This is a genomic window from Sphingobacterium sp. BS-2, from assembly GCF_046161205.1.
GTDB classification, from domain to species: Bacteria; Bacteroidota; Bacteroidia; order Sphingobacteriales; family Sphingobacteriaceae; genus Sphingobacterium; species Sphingobacterium mizutaii.
The window spans coordinates 1-17,648 of the sequence record NZ_JBIXGO010000001.1 but is presented as its reverse complement, the minus strand read 5'-3'; the positions used below and the strand labels follow the sequence as shown (position 1 = coordinate 17,648).

The following is a 17,648-nucleotide window of genomic DNA, read 5'->3' as shown; positions in this document are numbered from 1 at the left end:
CAGTGAAATACTACTGGAAATAGCTGGGAAAAAGAGATAAGCTTTAAAATACCTTCCTTTAGGTTTTTAATGCTTCTAAAAAGAGATTAATGTTTAAAATAACCTTTAGGGTTCTAAAAATATTGTCCTTGTAATATGTATTAAATAAGATGGGAATTGTTATAATTTTCAAAAGCCTTTACAGGTGTGATGCCATAAAAATCCTTGAATTCTTTAATGAAATGGGATTGATCATAATAACCCGCGTCAAAAAACAATTTATTTTGTCTTAAGTTCTGCTTAGATGGATTTGTATTTAGAAATTTTTGGAAGCGGACTACCTTACTAAAAGTTTTGGCGGTATCACCGATATAAAATTCAAACAGCCTTCGCAGTTGTCTCGGACTGATTCCAGTATCCAAGTCTTTTTGCAAATTGACTGAACCGCAGTTTTTCAAGATCATTTCTATACCAGCATAAAGTCTATTATCAGTATTAAACTGAGCTTTAGCATAAAGTGAAAGCAAGTAATTGTCTAATAAGCCTCTGATCACATCTGAAGATTGAGATTCATCAAAACGGGTTGAAATAAAATCTGATAAGTGAGGTACAACAGATTTCAAATGTTCTATCTGATGACTAAGTTCCAGAGCATTAATTTTGAAAAACTGTGGGAACATTGTAGGTAAGAAACGAATACCAATATAACTAAAGGAAGTACTCAAGGGGAATTCAGAATACTTTTTGAAAAAGCCCATGACATAATTTTCTTTTGGATTATTTAGGTCAAAAATGACATCGATACAACTATCGGTTACCACCCGATACGTAAAGGGCTCTGCAAGTGGCTGGCAGGTTTTAAGTTGCCAATAACAGTAAATAAATGGTTGCAACCTATAATCGGGAAGATATTCCATATAGGCAACTTGATTTGCTGATATTTTAACAGTCGGTTGTATAGGATTAAATAACCCCCTTATTTGCATATCGATAATCACAGGTATTTAAATATTAGTTCTCCAGATCATTAATTTACACCTCTATCGGAGAAAATTTTCAATTATTAAACCGTCCTTTAACAATGTTGAACATATAAGTAATTAACGAGAATTTTATTTTATTATTGAGTTCTCAATAGCATTTTACAAGTTCCCGTAGAACTGTGTTAACTATTGAAAATTAGCACACTAACTTTTAACTAAATTGTAAAAATCGGACATTTGTATTAATAATTACTATAGAGATTTCATTGTTTTTGTTTGTCCGATAATTACAATTTCTAAGATAAATACATCAGTAATTTTGGAAAACAAATGTGAGCGTTTGAGCTACGGTTCAATCAGATGCATTGTGATTAAAAATTATTACAGACAATCACTATTACAATTCACTTAAAAGACTAAAAAATGAAACAGAGATATAACTTACCTGACACAGATTCTGAGGGGTTCAGCGAATTGCTGAAATTAGAATCTTTCATGGATAAGATAGAATGGCTTATTCCATACCGATACTTAATAAAAGTTAGGGCTTCTCTGCTTAATAAATGTGCATATTGCCTTAACATGCATAGCAAAGAAGCTTTGGAAAAAGGGGTGAGTTCTGAAAAATTAAACACGCTCAAAGATTGGAAACATAGCGTCATCTTTGATGAATTAGAAAAAACCATTCTGGAATTCACAGATCATTTTACTCTAGTCAGTCAGCATGAATTTGATGAAGAACTTTTTCAAAAAGGAAGGAAATATTTTGACAACAAGCAAATTGCACAACTTGTAATGGCTATTGGGATGATAAATTTGTGGAATAGAGTGGTTATTAGCTCAGGAATTGAATAGATTATGACAAATGCTTTAAAAATTAAATTATTCAGAATCCTTTGGTCAATCGGCTCGGGCATATTATTGATTTCTGGTGTCATGCATGTATACGGAATTTTCTTTAGCGAAGATTTATCGCCTAACCAACCTTCATTGATAGATGGAATGAAGAACACTAGTATTCAAATGGATCCTACTGGAACAATTTGGAATCTGTGGATTGGGTTTCATGCTATGTTTGGAATTTGCTTGATATTCATGGCACTTTCTATTTTATATCTCTTGTTCAGATACCATGAGCTTTTTTCAAGACAACGTTTTCTGCTAGTTCTGACAATTTTAACCATTGCATCATTTGTATGGATAGGATATAGATATCTAATTCAAGATTTCTTAATTGGCATGTCAATTCCTTTTTTATTATTTATTACAGGCTTTTTTCTAACAAGTCGTTGGAAAATAAAAAAACCATTGACTGATTGATCCTAGTAAATGGCTGACCAAATTATTTGGTCTTTCGGTCCGGATGAGGGAAAAATTTAAAATAGCGATAGATTTTTCCGAGACTCTCAGCTCTACCTCTCCTACTCCAAGTGAATAAAATTTATTTCTTTATAGCTCTTTTAAAAACACTTTTGTTTATTATTGTTACTTATACAGCAATAGACATCAATGTTCAATTTAAAACCAATCCCAAGTCAGCAAAACTTAAAATACTTCTTCTGGTTTTTAATTTTAAAACTCATGGTTGGAGCCATAACAAGTGGAATTGCTTATCTAATCGATCCTTCATCACTCCATAATCCAGCAGACAATTATGGAATATTATTTAGAATATCTCTGTTATTAATATTTGCTCCAATATTTGAAACTTTGATCAATCAGTTTCTTGTCATCGAAATATTAAGAAAGATAAAGATCCCTCCTGGCCTAATTATCTCTTTTTCCGCAATCCTTTTTGGTCTATCACACCATTACCACATTTTTTATATGATAGCTACAACTATCAGTGGAATTATTTACGCGTTATATTATTTAAAATTAAGGCCTCAAGGGATATTAAATGCTATTATAGGAGTAGCGGGATTACACTTCTTTACAAACCTTGTGGCATTGCTAAGCGACCTATAAAGATTATCTTTAAAGTATATTTATTACAGATAAATTCCTATTTACACTCGAAAAATCCTTTACCCTGGCCATGAAAATAGCGATAATTGGAAGCCACCAAGTTGGCAAAACCACTTAGCGGAGGAGCTTTTGGAGCATCTTCCAGATTATAGTTTGGAAATAGAGCCTTATTATCAATTGGAGGCGGCAGGATTTGAGTTTTCCGGAACCCCAAATGCAGAGGATTTTGTAGAGCAATTTAATTTCTCATCAAAATTGATATTACAGCCTGCAGACAATGTGATCTTTGACCGTTGCGCGCTGGATATCATGGCATACCTCAATGTGCTAGATCCCAATGGTGACATCCAATCTTATTATAAATCGGCACAAACGATCATTTCGGAAATCGACTTATTGGTATTTGTTCCAATAGAAGATCCAGATCGGATAGCAGAATATCAAGTAACCTTTCCAAAACTTAGGCGTCAGGTCGATGATCTGCTGCTTGATTGGATTGATGATTTTGGAACCGAAGTCATAGTAGTCCAAGGTAGCTTATCGGAGCGCGTGGATCAGGTACTCCTTAGAATTAACCCCTAGAAACTTAATTAGCAATGTCTTTTAAGACTTATTTATTGATCGCTAAGGATCAGAACTATTATAGGGCTGATTCTATCCAACTATCAATGGTCTTGTACAGGTCTTGATGAGTTGTTTCAGAATGCTTTATTTCACCGTTCCTATCGATCAACATATAATGCGGAATTGCTTCGGTGTTATTTCTATCGTTAATAAATTTTTGCTGGGCTTTTGTAATATAGAAATGTTCACCAGTCAATTTTTCGGTAAAGTTATGCCATAGATTAAGGTCAGACGTTTCATCGGTGAGATACAAGAAAACAACATCTTTATTGTTTTTATATTTTTCCTTAAGAGGTTTTAAGGTTTCAAAAGCTGATATGCATGGCCCACACCAAGTAGCCCAAAAATCAACTAAAACTACCTTTCCCTTATATTTAGCTTTGATATCCTGGAATACATCTTCTTTTTCAGCTGGAAATGGCAAGTAGTGAATATTCGCAGCAACAGCTTGAGATAAATTGAGTTCATTTTGGCGGAGCAGGCTGGTCTTGTAAATATTATTATTGAAATAATTTAGGACATCAAATTGCTGTGTAGCTGTTAAACTATTACCTGAAGCCATCTTTTCTAAATAGGCCATTGCAATCAGATGTTGATAGAATTCCTTTTCATCTGCACCCAAGCTGTTTTTTAATATACGTTTGAGGTAATCCTGATATTTAGTTGGACCTATTTTCAACAAATCAGGGAGATTAAGGGCTGAATCTCGAAGTATCTCTCGATAAACGAGATTTGACATTGGAAGGTCCATGTCCAATAAGGCTGCTTTATCTTGAAGAACAGCTTGATAAAATTCATATCTCTTCTCCGGATTAGTATCTGATAGCATTTCCTTTTTTAAACCAAATGCAAATAAAATATCGGTAATTTCAATTATCCCATATCCTATTTCCCGAATATTGGTGTTTTCTGTAGAGGAATTTAAATGGGCCTGCTTATTTTCGGTTCTTTCATTCAAATAATCCCTTAATTCATCCACGTTTTTTACATCAAAGGATTTGCGGGTCCAGGTATCGATGTTATTTTGGTTAAAAAAATAGTTCTTGAGTAAATCCGCGTACTGATCAGAATTCTGAAATATGTTTTTATAATCTCCTGAATAATTAATGACAAAATTATCATCCTTATCAAAGACAAATTCTATAGTATCGTTTCTATTGGGTTCAATAAAGGATGAATAATATTTATTGTTTAAGATGAAGTAATAACTAGTCAAGTAAGGGTTGAAGAATTTGGCAAAATATGTTGAATCATTGAGCTTTTCAAGCTTCAAGAGCCTCTCCCCCGTGAGGGCATCTCCTTTACCAAAGGATTGTAGGTCGAAATCTTTCGGATAATTCCCCTTTAATTGAAATTGAATGCTGCTGAATCCGACTTGGTCCTTTTTTTGGGCAATGGCTTGAATTGTTGGTAGGAAAAATAAACAAAGAATAAATGCAAGGAACAAAGGACGCATAGATAAAAAAGTTAGTAGTTTTCAAAAGCTTAATTACCTTAATTTAGCGATTTATAATTAGAAATTTAGGTAATTATCAAAAGAATCCACATCAAACAACATCTATAGGAGCTTATTATGGTTGTTGAAAATTATTTCTATATTAATAAGGGAATAGTTATCTCGGATATTATTACTTCATATATTATTTAGTTATTTTTAATTTATTAGCACATAGATTAATTTACTAACTATTGACCAATCTATTATTGAAGCCGATTATGAAAAAACACCTCTTAAATTTCCTAATTATCCTATTAATTCCAATCTATGGATGTTCTCAAAATCTAAACAGATCAAATGATCAGCATTTAAACCTTGACTTTGAAAAATTCAATAATGGATATCCCACCGATTGGTTAGATTTCGGAGAAGGTGATTACAAAATCTATATCGATTCCAATCAGGCTAAAAACGGAAAATATGCTACCGTAATCGAGAGCACTGAAGGCAAACATGTGTATAAAGCTCTGGCTTTTACACTTCCCAATAACTATCAGGGCAAAACCATTCGCCTGACCGGCAGTATCAAAACCGAAGGCGTTACGGATGGATACGCTGGCCTTTGGATGCGAATAGATCCTCAACTTGCTTTTGACAACATGGACAAACGAGGGGTAAAAGGCAATTCAGATTGGCAAGAATATGAAATAACTTTAAAACTAAATCCTGCGAAAACGGAAAGAATCCTAATAGGTGGCTTACTTACTGGGAAAGGAAAAATGTGGTTAGATAATTTACAGGTTTCAATTGATGGAAAAATAATTGGGAAAGATGAAATCGAAATCTTCAACCGTGAATTACTACCTGCTGATAAGGATAATGAGTTTGACAAGGGCTCAAATATTACCTTTCCAACTTTGACCTATGAATCCATCAACAACCTGGAATTGCTTGGTAGAATTTGGGGATTCATGAAATACCATCACCCAGAAGTTGCAAAAGGAAAGTATAATTGGGATTATGAATTGTTCAGGATTTTACCTCCATATGTAAATGCGAAAAATAACCAGGAACGCGATAAGGTTATTACATCATGGATTGAAAAATATGGGAAAATAGCAGCTTGCACGACCTGTAAACCTAGTCCAGAAAATGCTGTTTTAAAGCCTGACCTATCTTGGATTGACAAATCAAACCTATCAAATGATATAAAAGAATTGTTGAAGGAGATCTATAACAACCGGAATCAAGGTGAAAACTATTATATTAAACTCCATCAATTCGTTAACAACCCTGATTTCACCAACGAAAAACCATACAGCAATATGCCCTATCCTGATGCTGGCTTTAGATTATTGGCTCTATACAAGTATTGGAACATGATGAACTACTTTAATCCCAACAAACATCTGACTGAAAAAGAATGGAACACGGTATTGAAGGAAAATATTCCAGGATTCCTAAATGCTAAAAATGAGTTGGAATATGAGCTGATGGCCTTGCAAATCATTGCTGACGTCAAGGATACACATGCCAATCTATGGGGAGGTGGAGATAAGATACAGGAATTACGAGGCAAGAACTTTGCTCCTTTCAAAGCGGAATTCATCGAAGACAAATATGTTGTTACAGATTATTATAATCCTGAATACGCAGATCAAGCTAAGTTAAAGGTAGGCGATATCATAACCCATATCAACGGTCGTGAAATCGATTCTATAGTGGACAGTTTAGCAAGGTATTATCCGTCGTCCAACCATTCCGTTATGCTAAGAGATATTTCTGCAGATCTGCTAAGATCAACAAACAGTTCTTTGCATATAAAGTATGTGTCAGATGGTAAAGGCCTACAGCATGAACTCCCTTTATTTGAAAGAGCAAAACTAAAGATGTATGGCATGTACAGGGTCAATCAGGATGAAAAAGCATATAAGACCTTAGATGGAAATATTGGTTATATCACCTTAGCAAACATCAAAAATGAAGACTTCCATATGATCAAAAAAACTTTTAAGGATACAAAGGGTATTATCATTGATATCAGGAACTATCCATCCAATTTTGCCCCATATGCATTGGGACCATTTTTTCTGTCAAAACCTACAGCATTTACAAAATTCACCTACCCAAACCTGAAAAACCCTGGAGAATTTACATTCACCAATCCTGTGACCATCAACCACGATCCGTTATATTATAAAGGGAAATTGATCATTTTGGTCAATGAAAAATCCCAAAGCCAAGCAGAATTTACGGCAATGGCCTTCAGAGCGGTGAGCAATTCAAAGATTGTGGGGAGTACCACAGCTGGAGCTGATGGAAATGTTTCGGTAATCTTATTGCCTGGTGGATTGAGGACCTCGATTTCTGGTATTGGGGTTTATTACCCTGATGGAACTGAAACCCAAAGGGTGGGCATCATTCCAGATATAATCGTAAAACCTACCATTAAGGGAATCAAAGAAGGTAAAGATGAAGTTTTAGATAAAGCCCTTGAGCTGATAAATATGAATTAAAAACCTATTTATTTCGTAGTAATGATTGCTACTCCATTTTTCGCTCTTTCACCATAAAGAGAGTCTGCCTTATTTTGATTGAGGATCTCGAAAGATTTAATCCTTTTTGGATTGCTTTTTTCAAAGCGGGTATAGTCTTCTTCTTTTCCATTCACGATTAACAAGGGAACATCTATTCTGTTAATTTGGTCCTGCTTTTTTTCCCAAGCATCCCAACCGCTAGGTCCAATCTTCAATTGGTATCGACGGCTCGTTTTCAATTGATATTCACCGTCTGATAAAGTCATCAGAAAACTCTCTTTAGCTTGCCTCTTATCTACTACGGTTTCAATCCCTTCAAGGTATTTATGGAAACTTTCTAATTCTGCCTCAGACATTCCAGGTTCGTAACTTGAAATCTTGTGCTTTTGACCAGCAGTTTGATAGGTGATTTCAAAAGGGAAATAGCCAGTTTTCTCCTTATTGTTTGACTGTATATTGAGGAGCTTGGTCTTATCGATAAACTTGAGAAACTTTGTTTTTTCTTTATTAGATAAAGCCAATTTATGGTAAGTTCCACTTGTACTATCCATCCTACCTAGATTAGGGCGGATCTGCTGCCATAGAAAAAGTGAGTCATTGGAATACTCCAATTCAGCGATCCTCAGAAATTCTAAATCGGCAGATTTTACTTGTCCAAGGCTAAATAAAGGGCTTATTAAGACGGCGAGGATAATGCATATTTTATGTAGGAATGGGAATACTTTCATCGTGTCGGGTTTAATGAAGGATTGGTAATCTGGTTTTCACCAAGGTTAATAGCATGGTTAGCATAAATTTATTAAATATTTTTGAACAAACACACTAATAACCAGAAACATAAGAATAAACCTTTATAATCTGGAAAAGTTTAAAGATTTTGGTCGCATATTTCCTTTGTGCAAAAACACAAAAAGAAGCATCATAATATTGAAATCAATTAGAAATTGGACACTAATACTCCTTTATGAAAAAATTACAGATGTTATTTTTATTGCTTACAATTTCATGTACTGGAAATGTTAAACAAGAAAAGGAAATAAAAAACTCGGATACGGCAGTAGTACAGAAACAACCTGTTAATAATAAAGTTCCGCAGCGTTTAATATTAGGTGGTCCTGTAGAAAATTATATTGCCTCCCTTTCTAAATCCATTAAAGATCCCAAGTATTCACAAAACTTCGATTCAATTGAGGTTTACCACCGGAATTTGTTTATCGGTAAAAAGACCTTCTTGGCTCCTGACAGCACAAAACTCTTGGTAATTGTGGATTATCCCATCATCGGCATGATTAAATGGAAGGAGTCAAATCCAACACAAAAAAGCATTAAGGAAAAAGCGGCCAAAAGATCTTATAAATACGGCATATTGAAAAAATCAAAGCTGTATCAATTGGATTTTGCTATCCCTAATTTAAGTTTCACTGATGATTGCTGTACAATAAAATATGCTAACGGTATCTTGACGGAAGGGATTAATAAAACTAAAACTATATATACCGAAGTAACAACAGAATGATCATTAAAGAACCCTTTCCTAGAATGAACTAAGTGGATACATCTGATAGCAGATTTTCATTTTTATACCTAAATGATCGATATATTTCCTTTCTCTTCTTTTCTATAAATCGTTTTGACTTTCTACTGTATAGAATAGTGCTTATCTGCATCGGGAAACCTTTTTTCTGCATCATAAAAACCCTGATATACGAATATTTATTGTCTAAAACATAGGGTTTTGGAAGTTTGATAACATATTTCAATGCAAAATCTGTATTAAAAAGCCTTTCTGCCTCAGTCTTTTCATAAATCCTAACTGACTTCTTGTAAGTAGTCGAGTCATAATCGGGATAAGCAATTTTTAAATCTGTTTTCACTTTATTGATTAATGGGTCTGGGTCTAATATGGAACCCTGATCATAATAGCTGTCACTGTTACCATTATGGTAAGACAAATAAGTTACTACCTCCATATAAATACGGCATTCCTGATGAGCGATTTCAAATCTGTTGATTTGACAAGTCAGAACTTTTTTGAGAATAGTATTTTCGTTATAGCAATCGGTAGAACCATTTAAAATCACATATTTTGGTAAGTTGAATTCAAGACCCAATGAATCTAAAAACTTTTCTTGCGAAAATCCTTGCCCCTGAGCATTGCAGATATTAAAAAACATAAGAATCCAAAGAAAAAAAGTCAGCTTCATAATAGTTAGTGTTAATATTTTGGACTATCGTTCTTTTGATAATCCTTTTTATTAGGATTACTTATTGAGAGATTTTCCATAAAACTATAAATGAAATTCGATAACTTAACGTATTGAACCAATCAAAAAGATTGCAACATCTAACCAAATATGAACCATATAAATAAATCCATTGCTCTCCTTTTTTTGTCCCTATGCACTGTCACTCCTTTATTCGGACAGTCTTGGATTGAAAGATCAATTAGGTTGGGGAAGGAAAGCTTGACGATTAGGCAATATATAGAGGACCCAAAATTAGCCAATTGGTTTCAGCCAGTTGACGAGAATGCCATTCCAACAATTGGTATTGAAGAATTCACCAAAAGATTAGGTAAAACCTACATCTTCCCAGAGGAAGCCATATTTCAAAAAGTTAAAGGCTTTGTAGAAGTTAGATTTTATGTAGATAAAAATGGAAAGGTCTTGGACTACATCTTAGTTCAAGACCTCGGCTATGAAACAGGTTCACGACTTGTTAAGTTTTTTAAAGAAAATGAATCCTGGATTCCTGCAACTTACAAGGGTAAAAATGTAGGCGTATGGATTAACTTTGTTCTTTTTCTAAATTTCCGTGATCTCACTATCGCTTAAATTTTTAAAACAATATCCTTTTTATAGGCTTACAAATTCCTCCACTAAACTTTTCCAATCTTGATCAAACGCAATTAGAATCATTTTTCCTTCAGGACTGATCAGCACCTTTGTTGGATAGCCTTCAATCTTGTAATCACTCTGAACTTTTCCATCTGATATCAATACAGGAAAGCTGTATTTATTCTTACTGATAAAGTTTTTAAGATCAGCCTCCCGATCATAACAAGAGATCGTCAAGATCTTTAATTTATCCTCCATTAAGGCATATTTCTTTTCATAGAGCGAATTAAATTCTGGAAGCTCAGCAACACATGGACCACACCAGGTTCCCCAGAAGTCGATAAAGGTCCATTTGCCGGCAAAATGAGAAGGTGCAACTTCCTTTCCCGCCAAATCTTTCAGCAAAAATGCCGGTGCATTTTCAAGTTTTGGGAAAACATCAGCTTTCAAGAAACTTGAAAATCCAGCTTTATCATAGTTCTCATGATAAAATTGCTTCAACATGGCGAAACTCTTTGCCGGAGCTTTGGTAAATTCAGAAATATACTCTTTTAGAACAGTATCCTTTCCAGAACGCTTACCTAATTCGGCAAGATAATCCTCGGAATAGTCTTTCTTAGAGCCCGTAAAAAAGTTGTCGTAGTAGCTTTGATACTCATAATCAACATTCCCTTTTGGCGATAAATCATACGCATTTTTCAAGTACTTCCATCCCAATTCTGGATCCTTATTCTTTAACGCTTCAAACATCGAAAAATTAACAAAAGCTAGATGAGCCTTATTGATAAGTCCTTTATCTTTAGCTTTATCTTCAGCAAGAAAAGCCAACCTTTTTTCGAGTTTCTTGTAATCCTCAAGATCAGTTCTGCCATTGGTAAATTGTTTTTGAGTCAACAAAATAATATATCGCCCAGCATTCCCATCCTTCCATTCAGCATCATCCATTGCGAACAATTCATCGATACCCTTTTGGATCGCTTGATTATCTGATGATTCCTTATAAGTTGCCCAGACTTTCATAGGGCCAATGAAGCGTTTTTCTCGATCAGTTAATTTCGTAAAAATGGCATCCATGCGGTCCATTTCATTTTGCGTGTTTGATTTGATTCCTTGTGATAAGCCCGATTGTAAAAAATCATAAAGCCTATCGTCTGAAAGCAAAGTCGTTGTTTCCAGGAAATCTTCCATGTCCAATTCGTCAATCCCAACCTTATTAGAGAGGTGATAAGTATTGGCTAGGATTTTTGAAGGAACTTGCAAAAGCAATTGATTATAACTATCGTAATCCTCCATAGTCTGGTAGGTAGGCAATATTATTTTTAAATAATTAGGATCAGAACCAAATTCCTTTCCGTAATCACTGATGTATTGTGCAAACTTTACACTATCAACATCCTGATTGTTTTTGAAATACCTACTTCTATAACTACCTTTCAGAAGCATATTACTAAATTGGAGATCAAGCTTTTCTACTTTCGCCCCTTCATCTCTAGTAACTTCAGTTATTTGCCTACTGTTAAAAGTTTTCCCCTCAGAAGTAGATGACCCTTCAATTTTTAATGTTTTTGCTATTATAAATTTTGATTTAGGATCAAATCTGATTTCAGAAGTAATCAGACTGTCTTTGCTATTTGTTCTTTCAACTAACCAAGACCTCCTATTTCTTTCCTTTATTTTATAAATTTGGTTTCCCAATTGAAATTCAGACTGCTTTAATTGTTCCGGTTTTACATTAGCAAAGTCATTGAAGTAGACATTGTGAAAAAGGTTATTATATTCATTATTGATTAAAAAAACTTCATCTTTCGTCAAGACTAAATTAAATTCATCTATAATTTTCCTCAACTTTTGATTGAATGCCGCAGTATCTTGGACAAGAATATTATCCTGGGTATTTAATGGGTAGTTTATATAGGATATTATGAAGTTTCTATAATTGGATGAAATGTCCAACTCATCCCTTAGTTTGTCGGTTTTAAAAGTGGAGAAATTTACCGATTGATCCTTTAGATCAATTTCCTCTATTCCATCCAAACTCAATTCCAATTGTTTTTGTTTATTCGCATTTCTTGATTCATGAACAGAAACGTACAATGTCATTTGCGTAGAACTATCATCATTGACATTCGTCTGTACAATCTTATAATGGACAGGAAATTTTTGCGCAAAAGCCAACTGGGCAAATAGGACAAAAAAGAAAATGGCAATATTCTTCATGGTATAATAATTAGTTAACTAAAAATAACTCCTAAAGAGCATATTTCCAAAACATTAACCTTTTATTAACTATTGAAGAATATTGCCAATTGATTTACCAGAATTAGGTTAGTTCTAATTAATATGCAATACTATTATCAACATCATATTTCATTCCGGGATAATCCAAAATTCTACGCATCAAAGCCATCTGTCCGCACAAATAGTCTTCTCGACCTATGCACATGCCTATAAAGTTTAATTTATCCTCTTTGATAAAGGGCACCTGCATACCCATTTCAAATACCTCTGCCAAGGTTGCATCATCGGCATTCAACAGGGCTTGGTAAACTTGAGGGGAAATCTTGTGGAAATTATCAAGCAACTGCTTTAAGGTTGGATATTCCTTCTTTTCATCCAATGTCTTCCCCATATAAAATAAATCTTGATACGGATCTTCTTCTTTTATACCTAAAATATTGCCCATACTATAGCGAACATTCACATAATTTCCAGCCATCCAAACTAAGTGGTTAGTCCTATTTTCAATTCTCTTCAGTGCGTCTTCTTCTGAAATACCGTCCAGAACATTGATAAAGGTCTGCGTATGCATTCTATAAGCAGGAATAATGATATTCAATTGTGCTGATTTTGCTGTGTCCATGATAATTAATTTATTAGTGTCTATCAAAGTTAGTCCATCTTGAAAAAGAAACACTTGTCCTATGACAAGTATTAACCCTCGATATATTTCGTTGATATTGAATAAAATAAAATCTAACTTTGAATCCGCTCTCAAACAAGGATTAAAAACATAACGATTAAACCAGCACGAGTTTGAGGACAAAGGAACCAGTTAAACAGATACCAAAATGAAATTAATTGTCGATGAAAATATTGCACTGGAAAGAACTTCCCTTGCTTATGTTTCAGAGTTGTTTCAGATTATTCAATCCAATAGATCCTTTCTATCAGAGTTTCTCCCATGGGTGGAAGTTATGGTCAAGGAGGAAGATTTTAAAGCCTATATCCTCAATGCCATAAATAAAAACGAGGAAGATTATGAACATAGTTTTACCATTCTTTATCAAAGTGAGGCAGTTGGTCGAATTGGTTTACATCATATCAACCATCCGAATAAGGTTGCTGCCATTGGTTATTGGATCGATAAAGATCAAAATGGAAAAGGGATTGTAATCAAATCCTGCAAAAGATTGATTGCCTATGCTTTTGAAGATCTAAATTTAAATAGAATTGAAATCAAAGCCGCGGTCGAAAACCTTAAAAGTCAAGCCATCCCTCAAAAGCTAAACTTTCAGAAAGAAGGAGTATTGCGTGAAGCAGAATTTGTAAACCAAAAATATTTGGACCTTACTTTATATTCTTTATTGAAAAAAGAATACCAAGGAGAATAATGGAAAGCCTAGAACTCAGCACCTACATCATAAAGGACAAGAAATATAAGATTCGCGATATCAACCATATTGATACCAGCCAATTTATATCGCTGAATGATAACGCCCTATTAGATCCAGAAAAAATGGACCGCGATTATATTGAAGGTGTACTGCTTATGAAATTTAACGGAGATACGATTATGGATTTCACCTTTTGGGACGATATTGAAGATCTATGGCATTACTTTATCAATTCCTTTGAGCAATTGATAAAACAAGATGAATGTAGTTTTTCATTTCCAAGCCAGCCACTGCCGGTTTCCATAAAAATTATTAAGGACAGAGTTCAGTTGGTTATTGGATCTAAATCGATCTATATGAAAGCTGAACAATTTATTGATGTTATGCTTCTAGAGGCTATTAAATTCTTTACAACGCTTATGTCGATATTCCCAAGGCAGGAAGCTGAATATCATCAAACAATTCTACGGATATATAAAATTAAACTTAGCATAGAAGACAGATTTAAGTCCCACTGAAGGGGTTTTTAATTTTTTTCAAATTCCTTGTAACCTTTCCAAATGTCATTTACCCTAAATAAATACAAACGAATTAAAAAGGTAAAAACATGGAAAATACAATCAAAAATCAGTCACTGAATTCAACATTCAATTTATTGAAATATGTCTTTGTCGTTGTTCCCATTGTGGCAGGTGCTGACAAATTCACTAACTTACTTACAAATTGGGAACAGTATGTCAATCCATCGATTGCTGATCTTCTCCCAGTTTCGGCAGGGGTTTTTATGATGGTTGTAGGGATAATTGAAATAGTAGCAGGTTTAATCGTATTCAAGAAACCGGAAATTGGGGGTTATATCGTAGCAGCATGGCTAACACTAATCGCCCTTTCCTTATTAGTCGGATTTAATTATGTGGATGTAGCAGTGCGGGATTTGGTGATGGCGATTGCTGCATTATCAATGGCTAGATTAGCAAAAATTGTCGGACAATGATAAAAGAACAATTTGAGCAATTAACAGAGGTTGAAATCATCGATCGGATTTTGAATGGTGAGAAACCGCTTTATGAAATTATCGTAAGGCGGTTTAATTCCTACCTCTATAAAATCGGACGATCGTACAACTACAACCATGAAGATACCCAAGACCTGATGCAGGACACCTACATTGATGCGTTTAAATGCTTGACCCAATTTAAGCATGGCTCAAGTTTCAAGACCTGGATCATCAGGATCATGCTCAACAACTGCTATAGGAAGAAAATGAAGTTCAGTTTCAAAAAAGAAACTGTCAATGAGATTATCAACGAAAATGTAATGCCTATGTTCAACAACTCAAACAACGATGTGCAAAAAGAGATCTTCAGCCACGAATTGGGGAAAATTATCGAAGCTTCGCTCTTGAGAATTCCTGAAGACTATAGGATGGTTTTCTCCTTGCGAGAAATCAATGGTTTGAATGTTGCTGAAACCTCTTCCCTGCTTGACATCAGCGAAGCAAATGTAAAGGTGCGTTTAAATCGTGCAAAAGCGATGTTGAGAACTGAAATCGAAAAAACTTATTCTCCAGAAGAACTATTTGAATTTAATCTCTGCTATTGCAATCCTTTTACAGAAAGAGTCATGAAGAAAATCCATGAATTATAGTGCAGTTTTTTATATATCCATATCTATTATTTGAAAAAATGCGAAGTGAAACTTCGCATTTTTTGTCTTAATAGGGAAAAATTAAGAGCTAAAGTCCTTTACTGTTTTGTTCCTTCAAAACTGTACATCTCCTCCCCTTCAGCTGTTACCTTGGTCACAAAAGACAGTGCCTTGTTGGATGTGGTATACACCAAAACCCCTTGTGGTTCAGACGCTTCAGTCAGCACCCCTCTTCCGGAATTATTGTACACTTGTACCTCCTTCACTGGAAGATTCAGCCCTGTGTTTTTTGCAGTAATCTTCACCTTATTGTTGCTTACCTTGGTAATTTCTACCAATTCATTAAATTTTTTCTCTCCACCGACAATATCAATGGTTCCTTTGAAGGTTCCTACCACCTCATCAATGCTTCCTGAATCTGGCTCAGGATTGTTTTCATCCTTTGAACAGCTAGCAAACAAAAAGCTCATGCCCACAAGCAAAAAGCAAATGGCAAAAATTGATTTTAATTTATTATCTCTTTTCATATTGAATTATTAAATCTTCTGGTAAAGAAAGTTTTGATTGAATAAATCAAAATTACCCCCTAAAGAAACCTAATCCAATACCCGAAAACTGGTAATATAAAACCCCTGCTTTTAGTTAAAAAGACATAATGCGTCGGCTTGCGACTTCCAGAAGCTAAACCAAAAATCTCTTAAATTCATATCCTAACCTTTATCATCAACAATTTTTTCATAGCTCCTCTCCCCTTTTTCATTGATCATGACCAAACCAGAGCTTCCTTCATTGTTAAGGAAGGAATAACTGCTGTTTCCTTTTGGATGGGTGAATTTGATATGGGTCCCTTTGCTGTCCAGCTCCAACACCGCAGATGGGAATTCAGGATTCGGATTTTGAAGTTTAATGGAAGGAAAGCCCTTTTCAATTGAAATGATCAATCGAGATTTACCTTCTGCATCTGTGATATGTAATTCTTCGGCTTTAATTATTTTCTTGGACATGTTTGATCTATTGATAGTGGTTCATTAACTTTTGAAAGTTCTCCCTGAATTTGTCTGCCTTTGCATCAAAATCTGTATACCCAGCATCAAACACCCATTTCTTGATCGATGGAGCTTTCACAAAACCAAGCTGATGGTACTCTTCCTGTTTATCGATTCGTTCTTTGAGAGCGGCAAGCATCTGCAAGGAAAAATCAGCATTCGGCTCAATCCCTGTATCCAAAACACTCGGAGCAATAGCTACACTTTCTAGGTGAAGCTGATAGGCTAGCTTAGCCGCTACACTCACCGCATCGGCACTGGTTTGTCCAGACCAATCCTCTGGTCTCCCCAAACCAATAATGAGCAATCTTTCAGCTTTGATCTTCCCTAGATTTTGGTCAATCAATAATGTATCCAAGTAATTTCCAGAAAAAGATTTCTGATCCCTTAATGAAAAAAGCAATCCGTCCATTGCAGCATTTAGATGCAAAAGACCGCCTATGGGTTCCTTTTGGTTTATCTCATGAGTAAATAAACAGGCACAGCTTAAAGCTACCTCAGCCATGGAGGCATCCCAAGTTACTAATTCTATTTCTACAGATTTGTAGCTGCCGATTGGGCTTCTTTGAACAGATGGATTTGACATAATATTTAAATCGAAAAGAAATTTTAATTATTCTGTGATTAAATTTTATAATCAAAACGTTTGGTTTTCAAAAATGTTTTCTAGAAAAATAATTATTGCAAGTTCTTCAAACTAAGTTTATAACCATGGGGTCATCCTGACGCAGGAAAAATTTGAGCTAAATTTATCGGAAGGTGATGACAGCATGTTGGCAATGAAAATCAATTAGTTCTTTTGTTTTTTAAATATAGAACCCCATTTGGGGTTCCATTATTTTAGCAGACATAGCACGTTAGCCTGGAAGTCGCGCAAAAACGATGTTCGATTAATCGAACATCGTTTTTGCATTACCCCTATATTGTTTACCATCCATGCTAAAATAATTCATCCCCCGCTGGGGATGTATGGCG

The 17,648-nt window shown here is 34.7% G+C and carries 20 protein-coding genes; 11 read left to right on the top strand and 9 right to left on the bottom strand.

Going from position 1 to position 17,648, the window contains the following annotated elements; translation table 11 throughout:
• Window positions 1-140: 140 nt before the first annotated feature.
• A complete protein-coding gene (locus ACK2WI_RS00100) occupies window positions 141-977 on the bottom strand; it encodes a DUF6597 domain-containing transcriptional factor (protein WP_409149109.1) in 837 nt (278 codons plus the stop codon).
• 408 nt (window positions 978-1,385) lie between these two features.
• On the opposite strand from ACK2WI_RS00100, the gene ACK2WI_RS00095 reads away from it, so the two are divergent.
• The 4 genes from ACK2WI_RS00095 to ACK2WI_RS00080 all read left to right on the top strand — a co-directional run bounded on the left by ACK2WI_RS00095 (window position 1,386) and on the right by ACK2WI_RS00080 (window position 3,512).
• Window positions 1,386-1,817: a carboxymuconolactone decarboxylase family protein gene (locus ACK2WI_RS00095; protein ID WP_093095376.1), complete on the top strand. Its 432-nt coding sequence runs from the start codon at window positions 1,386-1,388 to the stop codon at window positions 1,815-1,817.
• A gap of 3 nt (window positions 1,818-1,820) precedes the next feature.
• Window positions 1,821-2,282, top strand: a complete 462-nt coding sequence (locus ACK2WI_RS00090) for an LIC_13387 family protein (RefSeq protein WP_409149107.1) — start codon at window positions 1,821-1,823, stop codon at window positions 2,280-2,282.
• A 189-nt stretch (window positions 2,283-2,471) separates the two neighbouring features.
• Complete coding sequence (locus ACK2WI_RS00085) at window positions 2,472-2,930, top strand: type II CAAX prenyl endopeptidase Rce1 family protein (protein WP_409149105.1); 459 nt, start codon at window positions 2,472-2,474, stop codon at window positions 2,928-2,930.
• Between the two features lie 129 nt (window positions 2,931-3,059).
• Window positions 3,060-3,512, top strand: coding sequence for an AAA family ATPase (locus tag ACK2WI_RS00080; RefSeq protein WP_409149103.1), 453 nt, complete (start codon window positions 3,060-3,062; stop codon window positions 3,510-3,512).
• 58 nt (window positions 3,513-3,570) lie between these two features.
• On the opposite strand, the gene ACK2WI_RS00075 is transcribed toward ACK2WI_RS00080, so the two are convergent.
• Complete coding sequence (locus ACK2WI_RS00075) at window positions 3,571-5,010, bottom strand: TlpA family protein disulfide reductase (RefSeq protein WP_409149101.1); 1,440 nt, start codon at window positions 5,008-5,010, stop codon at window positions 3,571-3,573.
• A 260-nt stretch (window positions 5,011-5,270) separates the two neighbouring features.
• Here ACK2WI_RS00075 and ACK2WI_RS00070 point away from each other — a divergent pair, with 260 nt between their 5' ends.
• Window positions 5,271-7,508 (top strand): S41 family peptidase, encoded by a 2,238-nt coding sequence (locus ACK2WI_RS00070; RefSeq protein ID WP_409149099.1) that lies wholly within the window; start codon window positions 5,271-5,273, stop codon window positions 7,506-7,508.
• A gap of 8 nt (window positions 7,509-7,516) precedes the next feature.
• On the opposite strand, the gene ACK2WI_RS00065 is transcribed toward ACK2WI_RS00070, so the two are convergent.
• Window positions 7,517-8,257 (bottom strand): hypothetical protein, encoded by a 741-nt coding sequence (locus ACK2WI_RS00065; RefSeq protein ID WP_409149097.1) that lies wholly within the window; start codon window positions 8,255-8,257, stop codon window positions 7,517-7,519.
• Window positions 8,258-8,493: 236 nt separating this feature from the next.
• Between ACK2WI_RS00065 and ACK2WI_RS00060 the strand changes: the two genes are divergently transcribed.
• The gene (locus ACK2WI_RS00060) at window positions 8,494-9,045 is read left to right on the top strand and encodes a hypothetical protein (protein WP_409149095.1); all 552 of its coding nucleotides are present in this window, start codon (window positions 8,494-8,496) and stop codon (window positions 9,043-9,045) included.
• 28 nt (window positions 9,046-9,073) lie between these two features.
• Here ACK2WI_RS00060 and ACK2WI_RS00055 read toward each other — a convergent pair whose 3' ends face one another.
• Window positions 9,074-9,703 carry a hypothetical protein gene (locus ACK2WI_RS00055; protein ID WP_409149093.1) on the bottom strand — a complete coding sequence of 210 codons (630 nt, stop codon included), beginning with the start codon at window positions 9,701-9,703 and terminating at the stop codon, window positions 9,074-9,076.
• Between the two features lie 180 nt (window positions 9,704-9,883).
• On the opposite strand from ACK2WI_RS00055, the gene ACK2WI_RS00050 reads away from it, so the two are divergent.
• Complete coding sequence (locus ACK2WI_RS00050) at window positions 9,884-10,363, top strand: energy transducer TonB (protein WP_409149091.1); 480 nt, start codon at window positions 9,884-9,886, stop codon at window positions 10,361-10,363.
• 21 nt (window positions 10,364-10,384) lie between these two features.
• On the opposite strand, the gene ACK2WI_RS00045 is transcribed toward ACK2WI_RS00050, so the two are convergent.
• Window positions 10,385-12,583 carry a TlpA family protein disulfide reductase gene (locus tag ACK2WI_RS00045; protein ID WP_409149089.1) on the bottom strand — a complete coding sequence of 733 codons (2,199 nt, stop codon included), beginning with the start codon at window positions 12,581-12,583 and terminating at the stop codon, window positions 10,385-10,387.
• Between the two features lie 118 nt (window positions 12,584-12,701).
• On the bottom strand, window positions 12,702-13,226 hold the full coding sequence (locus tag ACK2WI_RS00040) for a DinB family protein (RefSeq protein WP_409149087.1): 525 nt from the start codon (window positions 13,224-13,226) through the stop codon (window positions 12,702-12,704).
• Window positions 13,227-13,434: 208 nt separating this feature from the next.
• Between ACK2WI_RS00040 and ACK2WI_RS00035 the strand changes: the two genes are divergently transcribed.
• The 4 genes from ACK2WI_RS00035 to ACK2WI_RS00020 all read left to right on the top strand — a co-directional run bounded on the left by ACK2WI_RS00035 (window position 13,435) and on the right by ACK2WI_RS00020 (window position 15,627).
• Window positions 13,435-13,977 (top strand): GNAT family N-acetyltransferase, encoded by a 543-nt coding sequence (locus tag ACK2WI_RS00035; protein ID WP_409149085.1) that lies wholly within the window; start codon window positions 13,435-13,437, stop codon window positions 13,975-13,977.
• Window positions 13,977-14,498, top strand: coding sequence for a hypothetical protein (locus ACK2WI_RS00030; protein WP_409149083.1), 522 nt, complete (start codon window positions 13,977-13,979; stop codon window positions 14,496-14,498). The genes ACK2WI_RS00035 and ACK2WI_RS00030 overlap by 1 nt, the downstream gene beginning before the upstream one ends.
• A gap of 89 nt (window positions 14,499-14,587) precedes the next feature.
• The gene (locus tag ACK2WI_RS00025; protein ID WP_093095351.1) at window positions 14,588-14,974 is read left to right on the top strand and encodes a hypothetical protein; all 387 of its coding nucleotides are present in this window, start codon (window positions 14,588-14,590) and stop codon (window positions 14,972-14,974) included.
• On the top strand, window positions 14,971-15,627 hold the full coding sequence (locus ACK2WI_RS00020; protein ID WP_409149081.1) for a sigma-70 family RNA polymerase sigma factor: 657 nt from the start codon (window positions 14,971-14,973) through the stop codon (window positions 15,625-15,627). The genes ACK2WI_RS00025 and ACK2WI_RS00020 overlap by 4 nt, the downstream gene beginning before the upstream one ends.
• 98 nt (window positions 15,628-15,725) lie before the next feature.
• Here the strand turns inward: ACK2WI_RS00020 and ACK2WI_RS00015 are convergent, their stop codons facing one another.
• From ACK2WI_RS00015 to ACK2WI_RS00005, 3 genes are all read right to left on the bottom strand, one after another.
• On the bottom strand, window positions 15,726-16,154 hold the full coding sequence (locus ACK2WI_RS00015) for a hypothetical protein (protein ID WP_409149079.1): 429 nt from the start codon (window positions 16,152-16,154) through the stop codon (window positions 15,726-15,728).
• A gap of 183 nt (window positions 16,155-16,337) precedes the next feature.
• Complete coding sequence (locus tag ACK2WI_RS00010) at window positions 16,338-16,631, bottom strand: hypothetical protein (RefSeq protein ID WP_409149077.1); 294 nt, start codon at window positions 16,629-16,631, stop codon at window positions 16,338-16,340.
• Between the two features lie 7 nt (window positions 16,632-16,638).
• Window positions 16,639-17,259 carry a M17 family peptidase N-terminal domain-containing protein gene (locus ACK2WI_RS00005; RefSeq protein WP_409149075.1) on the bottom strand — a complete coding sequence of 207 codons (621 nt, stop codon included), beginning with the start codon at window positions 17,257-17,259 and terminating at the stop codon, window positions 16,639-16,641.
• Window positions 17,260-17,648 lie beyond the last annotated feature (389 nt).

What these genes read in the sequence shown, in the direction of transcription:
- ACK2WI_RS00095 (WP_093095376.1), top strand. Translation starts at nt 1,386, where the DNA reads ATGAAACAGAGATATAACTTACCTGACACAGATTCTGAGGGGTTCAGC.
- ACK2WI_RS00090 (WP_409149107.1), top strand. Translation starts at nt 1,821, where the DNA reads ATGACAAATGCTTTAAAAATTAAATTATTCAGAATCCTTTGGTCAATC.
- ACK2WI_RS00085 (WP_409149105.1), top strand. Translation starts at nt 2,472, where the DNA reads ATGTTCAATTTAAAACCAATCCCAAGTCAGCAAAACTTAAAATACTTC.
- ACK2WI_RS00075 (WP_409149101.1), bottom strand. Translation starts at nt 5,010, where the DNA reads ATGCGTCCTTTGTTCCTTGCATTTATTCTTTGTTTATTTTTCCTACCA.
- ACK2WI_RS00070 (WP_409149099.1), top strand. Translation starts at nt 5,271, where the DNA reads ATGAAAAAACACCTCTTAAATTTCCTAATTATCCTATTAATTCCAATC.
- ACK2WI_RS00065 (WP_409149097.1), bottom strand. Translation starts at nt 8,257, where the DNA reads ATGAAAGTATTCCCATTCCTACATAAAATATGCATTATCCTCGCCGTC.
- ACK2WI_RS00060 (WP_409149095.1), top strand. Translation starts at nt 8,494, where the DNA reads ATGAAAAAATTACAGATGTTATTTTTATTGCTTACAATTTCATGTACT.
- ACK2WI_RS00055 (WP_409149093.1), bottom strand. Translation starts at nt 9,703, where the DNA reads ATGTTTTTTAATATCTGCAATGCTCAGGGGCAAGGATTTTCGCAAGAA.
- ACK2WI_RS00050 (WP_409149091.1), top strand. Translation starts at nt 9,884, where the DNA reads ATGAACCATATAAATAAATCCATTGCTCTCCTTTTTTTGTCCCTATGC.
- ACK2WI_RS00045 (WP_409149089.1), bottom strand. Translation starts at nt 12,583, where the DNA reads ATGAAGAATATTGCCATTTTCTTTTTTGTCCTATTTGCCCAGTTGGCT.
- ACK2WI_RS00040 (WP_409149087.1), bottom strand. Translation starts at nt 13,226, where the DNA reads ATGGACACAGCAAAATCAGCACAATTGAATATCATTATTCCTGCTTAT.
- ACK2WI_RS00035 (WP_409149085.1), top strand. Translation starts at nt 13,435, where the DNA reads ATGAAATTAATTGTCGATGAAAATATTGCACTGGAAAGAACTTCCCTT.
- ACK2WI_RS00030 (WP_409149083.1), top strand. Translation starts at nt 13,977, where the DNA reads ATGGAAAGCCTAGAACTCAGCACCTACATCATAAAGGACAAGAAATAT.
- ACK2WI_RS00025 (WP_093095351.1), top strand. Translation starts at nt 14,588, where the DNA reads ATGGAAAATACAATCAAAAATCAGTCACTGAATTCAACATTCAATTTA.
- ACK2WI_RS00020 (WP_409149081.1), top strand. Translation starts at nt 14,971, where the DNA reads ATGATAAAAGAACAATTTGAGCAATTAACAGAGGTTGAAATCATCGAT.
- ACK2WI_RS00015 (WP_409149079.1), bottom strand. Translation starts at nt 16,154, where the DNA reads ATGAAAAGAGATAATAAATTAAAATCAATTTTTGCCATTTGCTTTTTG.
- ACK2WI_RS00010 (WP_409149077.1), bottom strand. Translation starts at nt 16,631, where the DNA reads ATGTCCAAGAAAATAATTAAAGCCGAAGAATTACATATCACAGATGCA.
- ACK2WI_RS00005 (WP_409149075.1), bottom strand. Translation starts at nt 17,259, where the DNA reads ATGTCAAATCCATCTGTTCAAAGAAGCCCAATCGGCAGCTACAAATCT.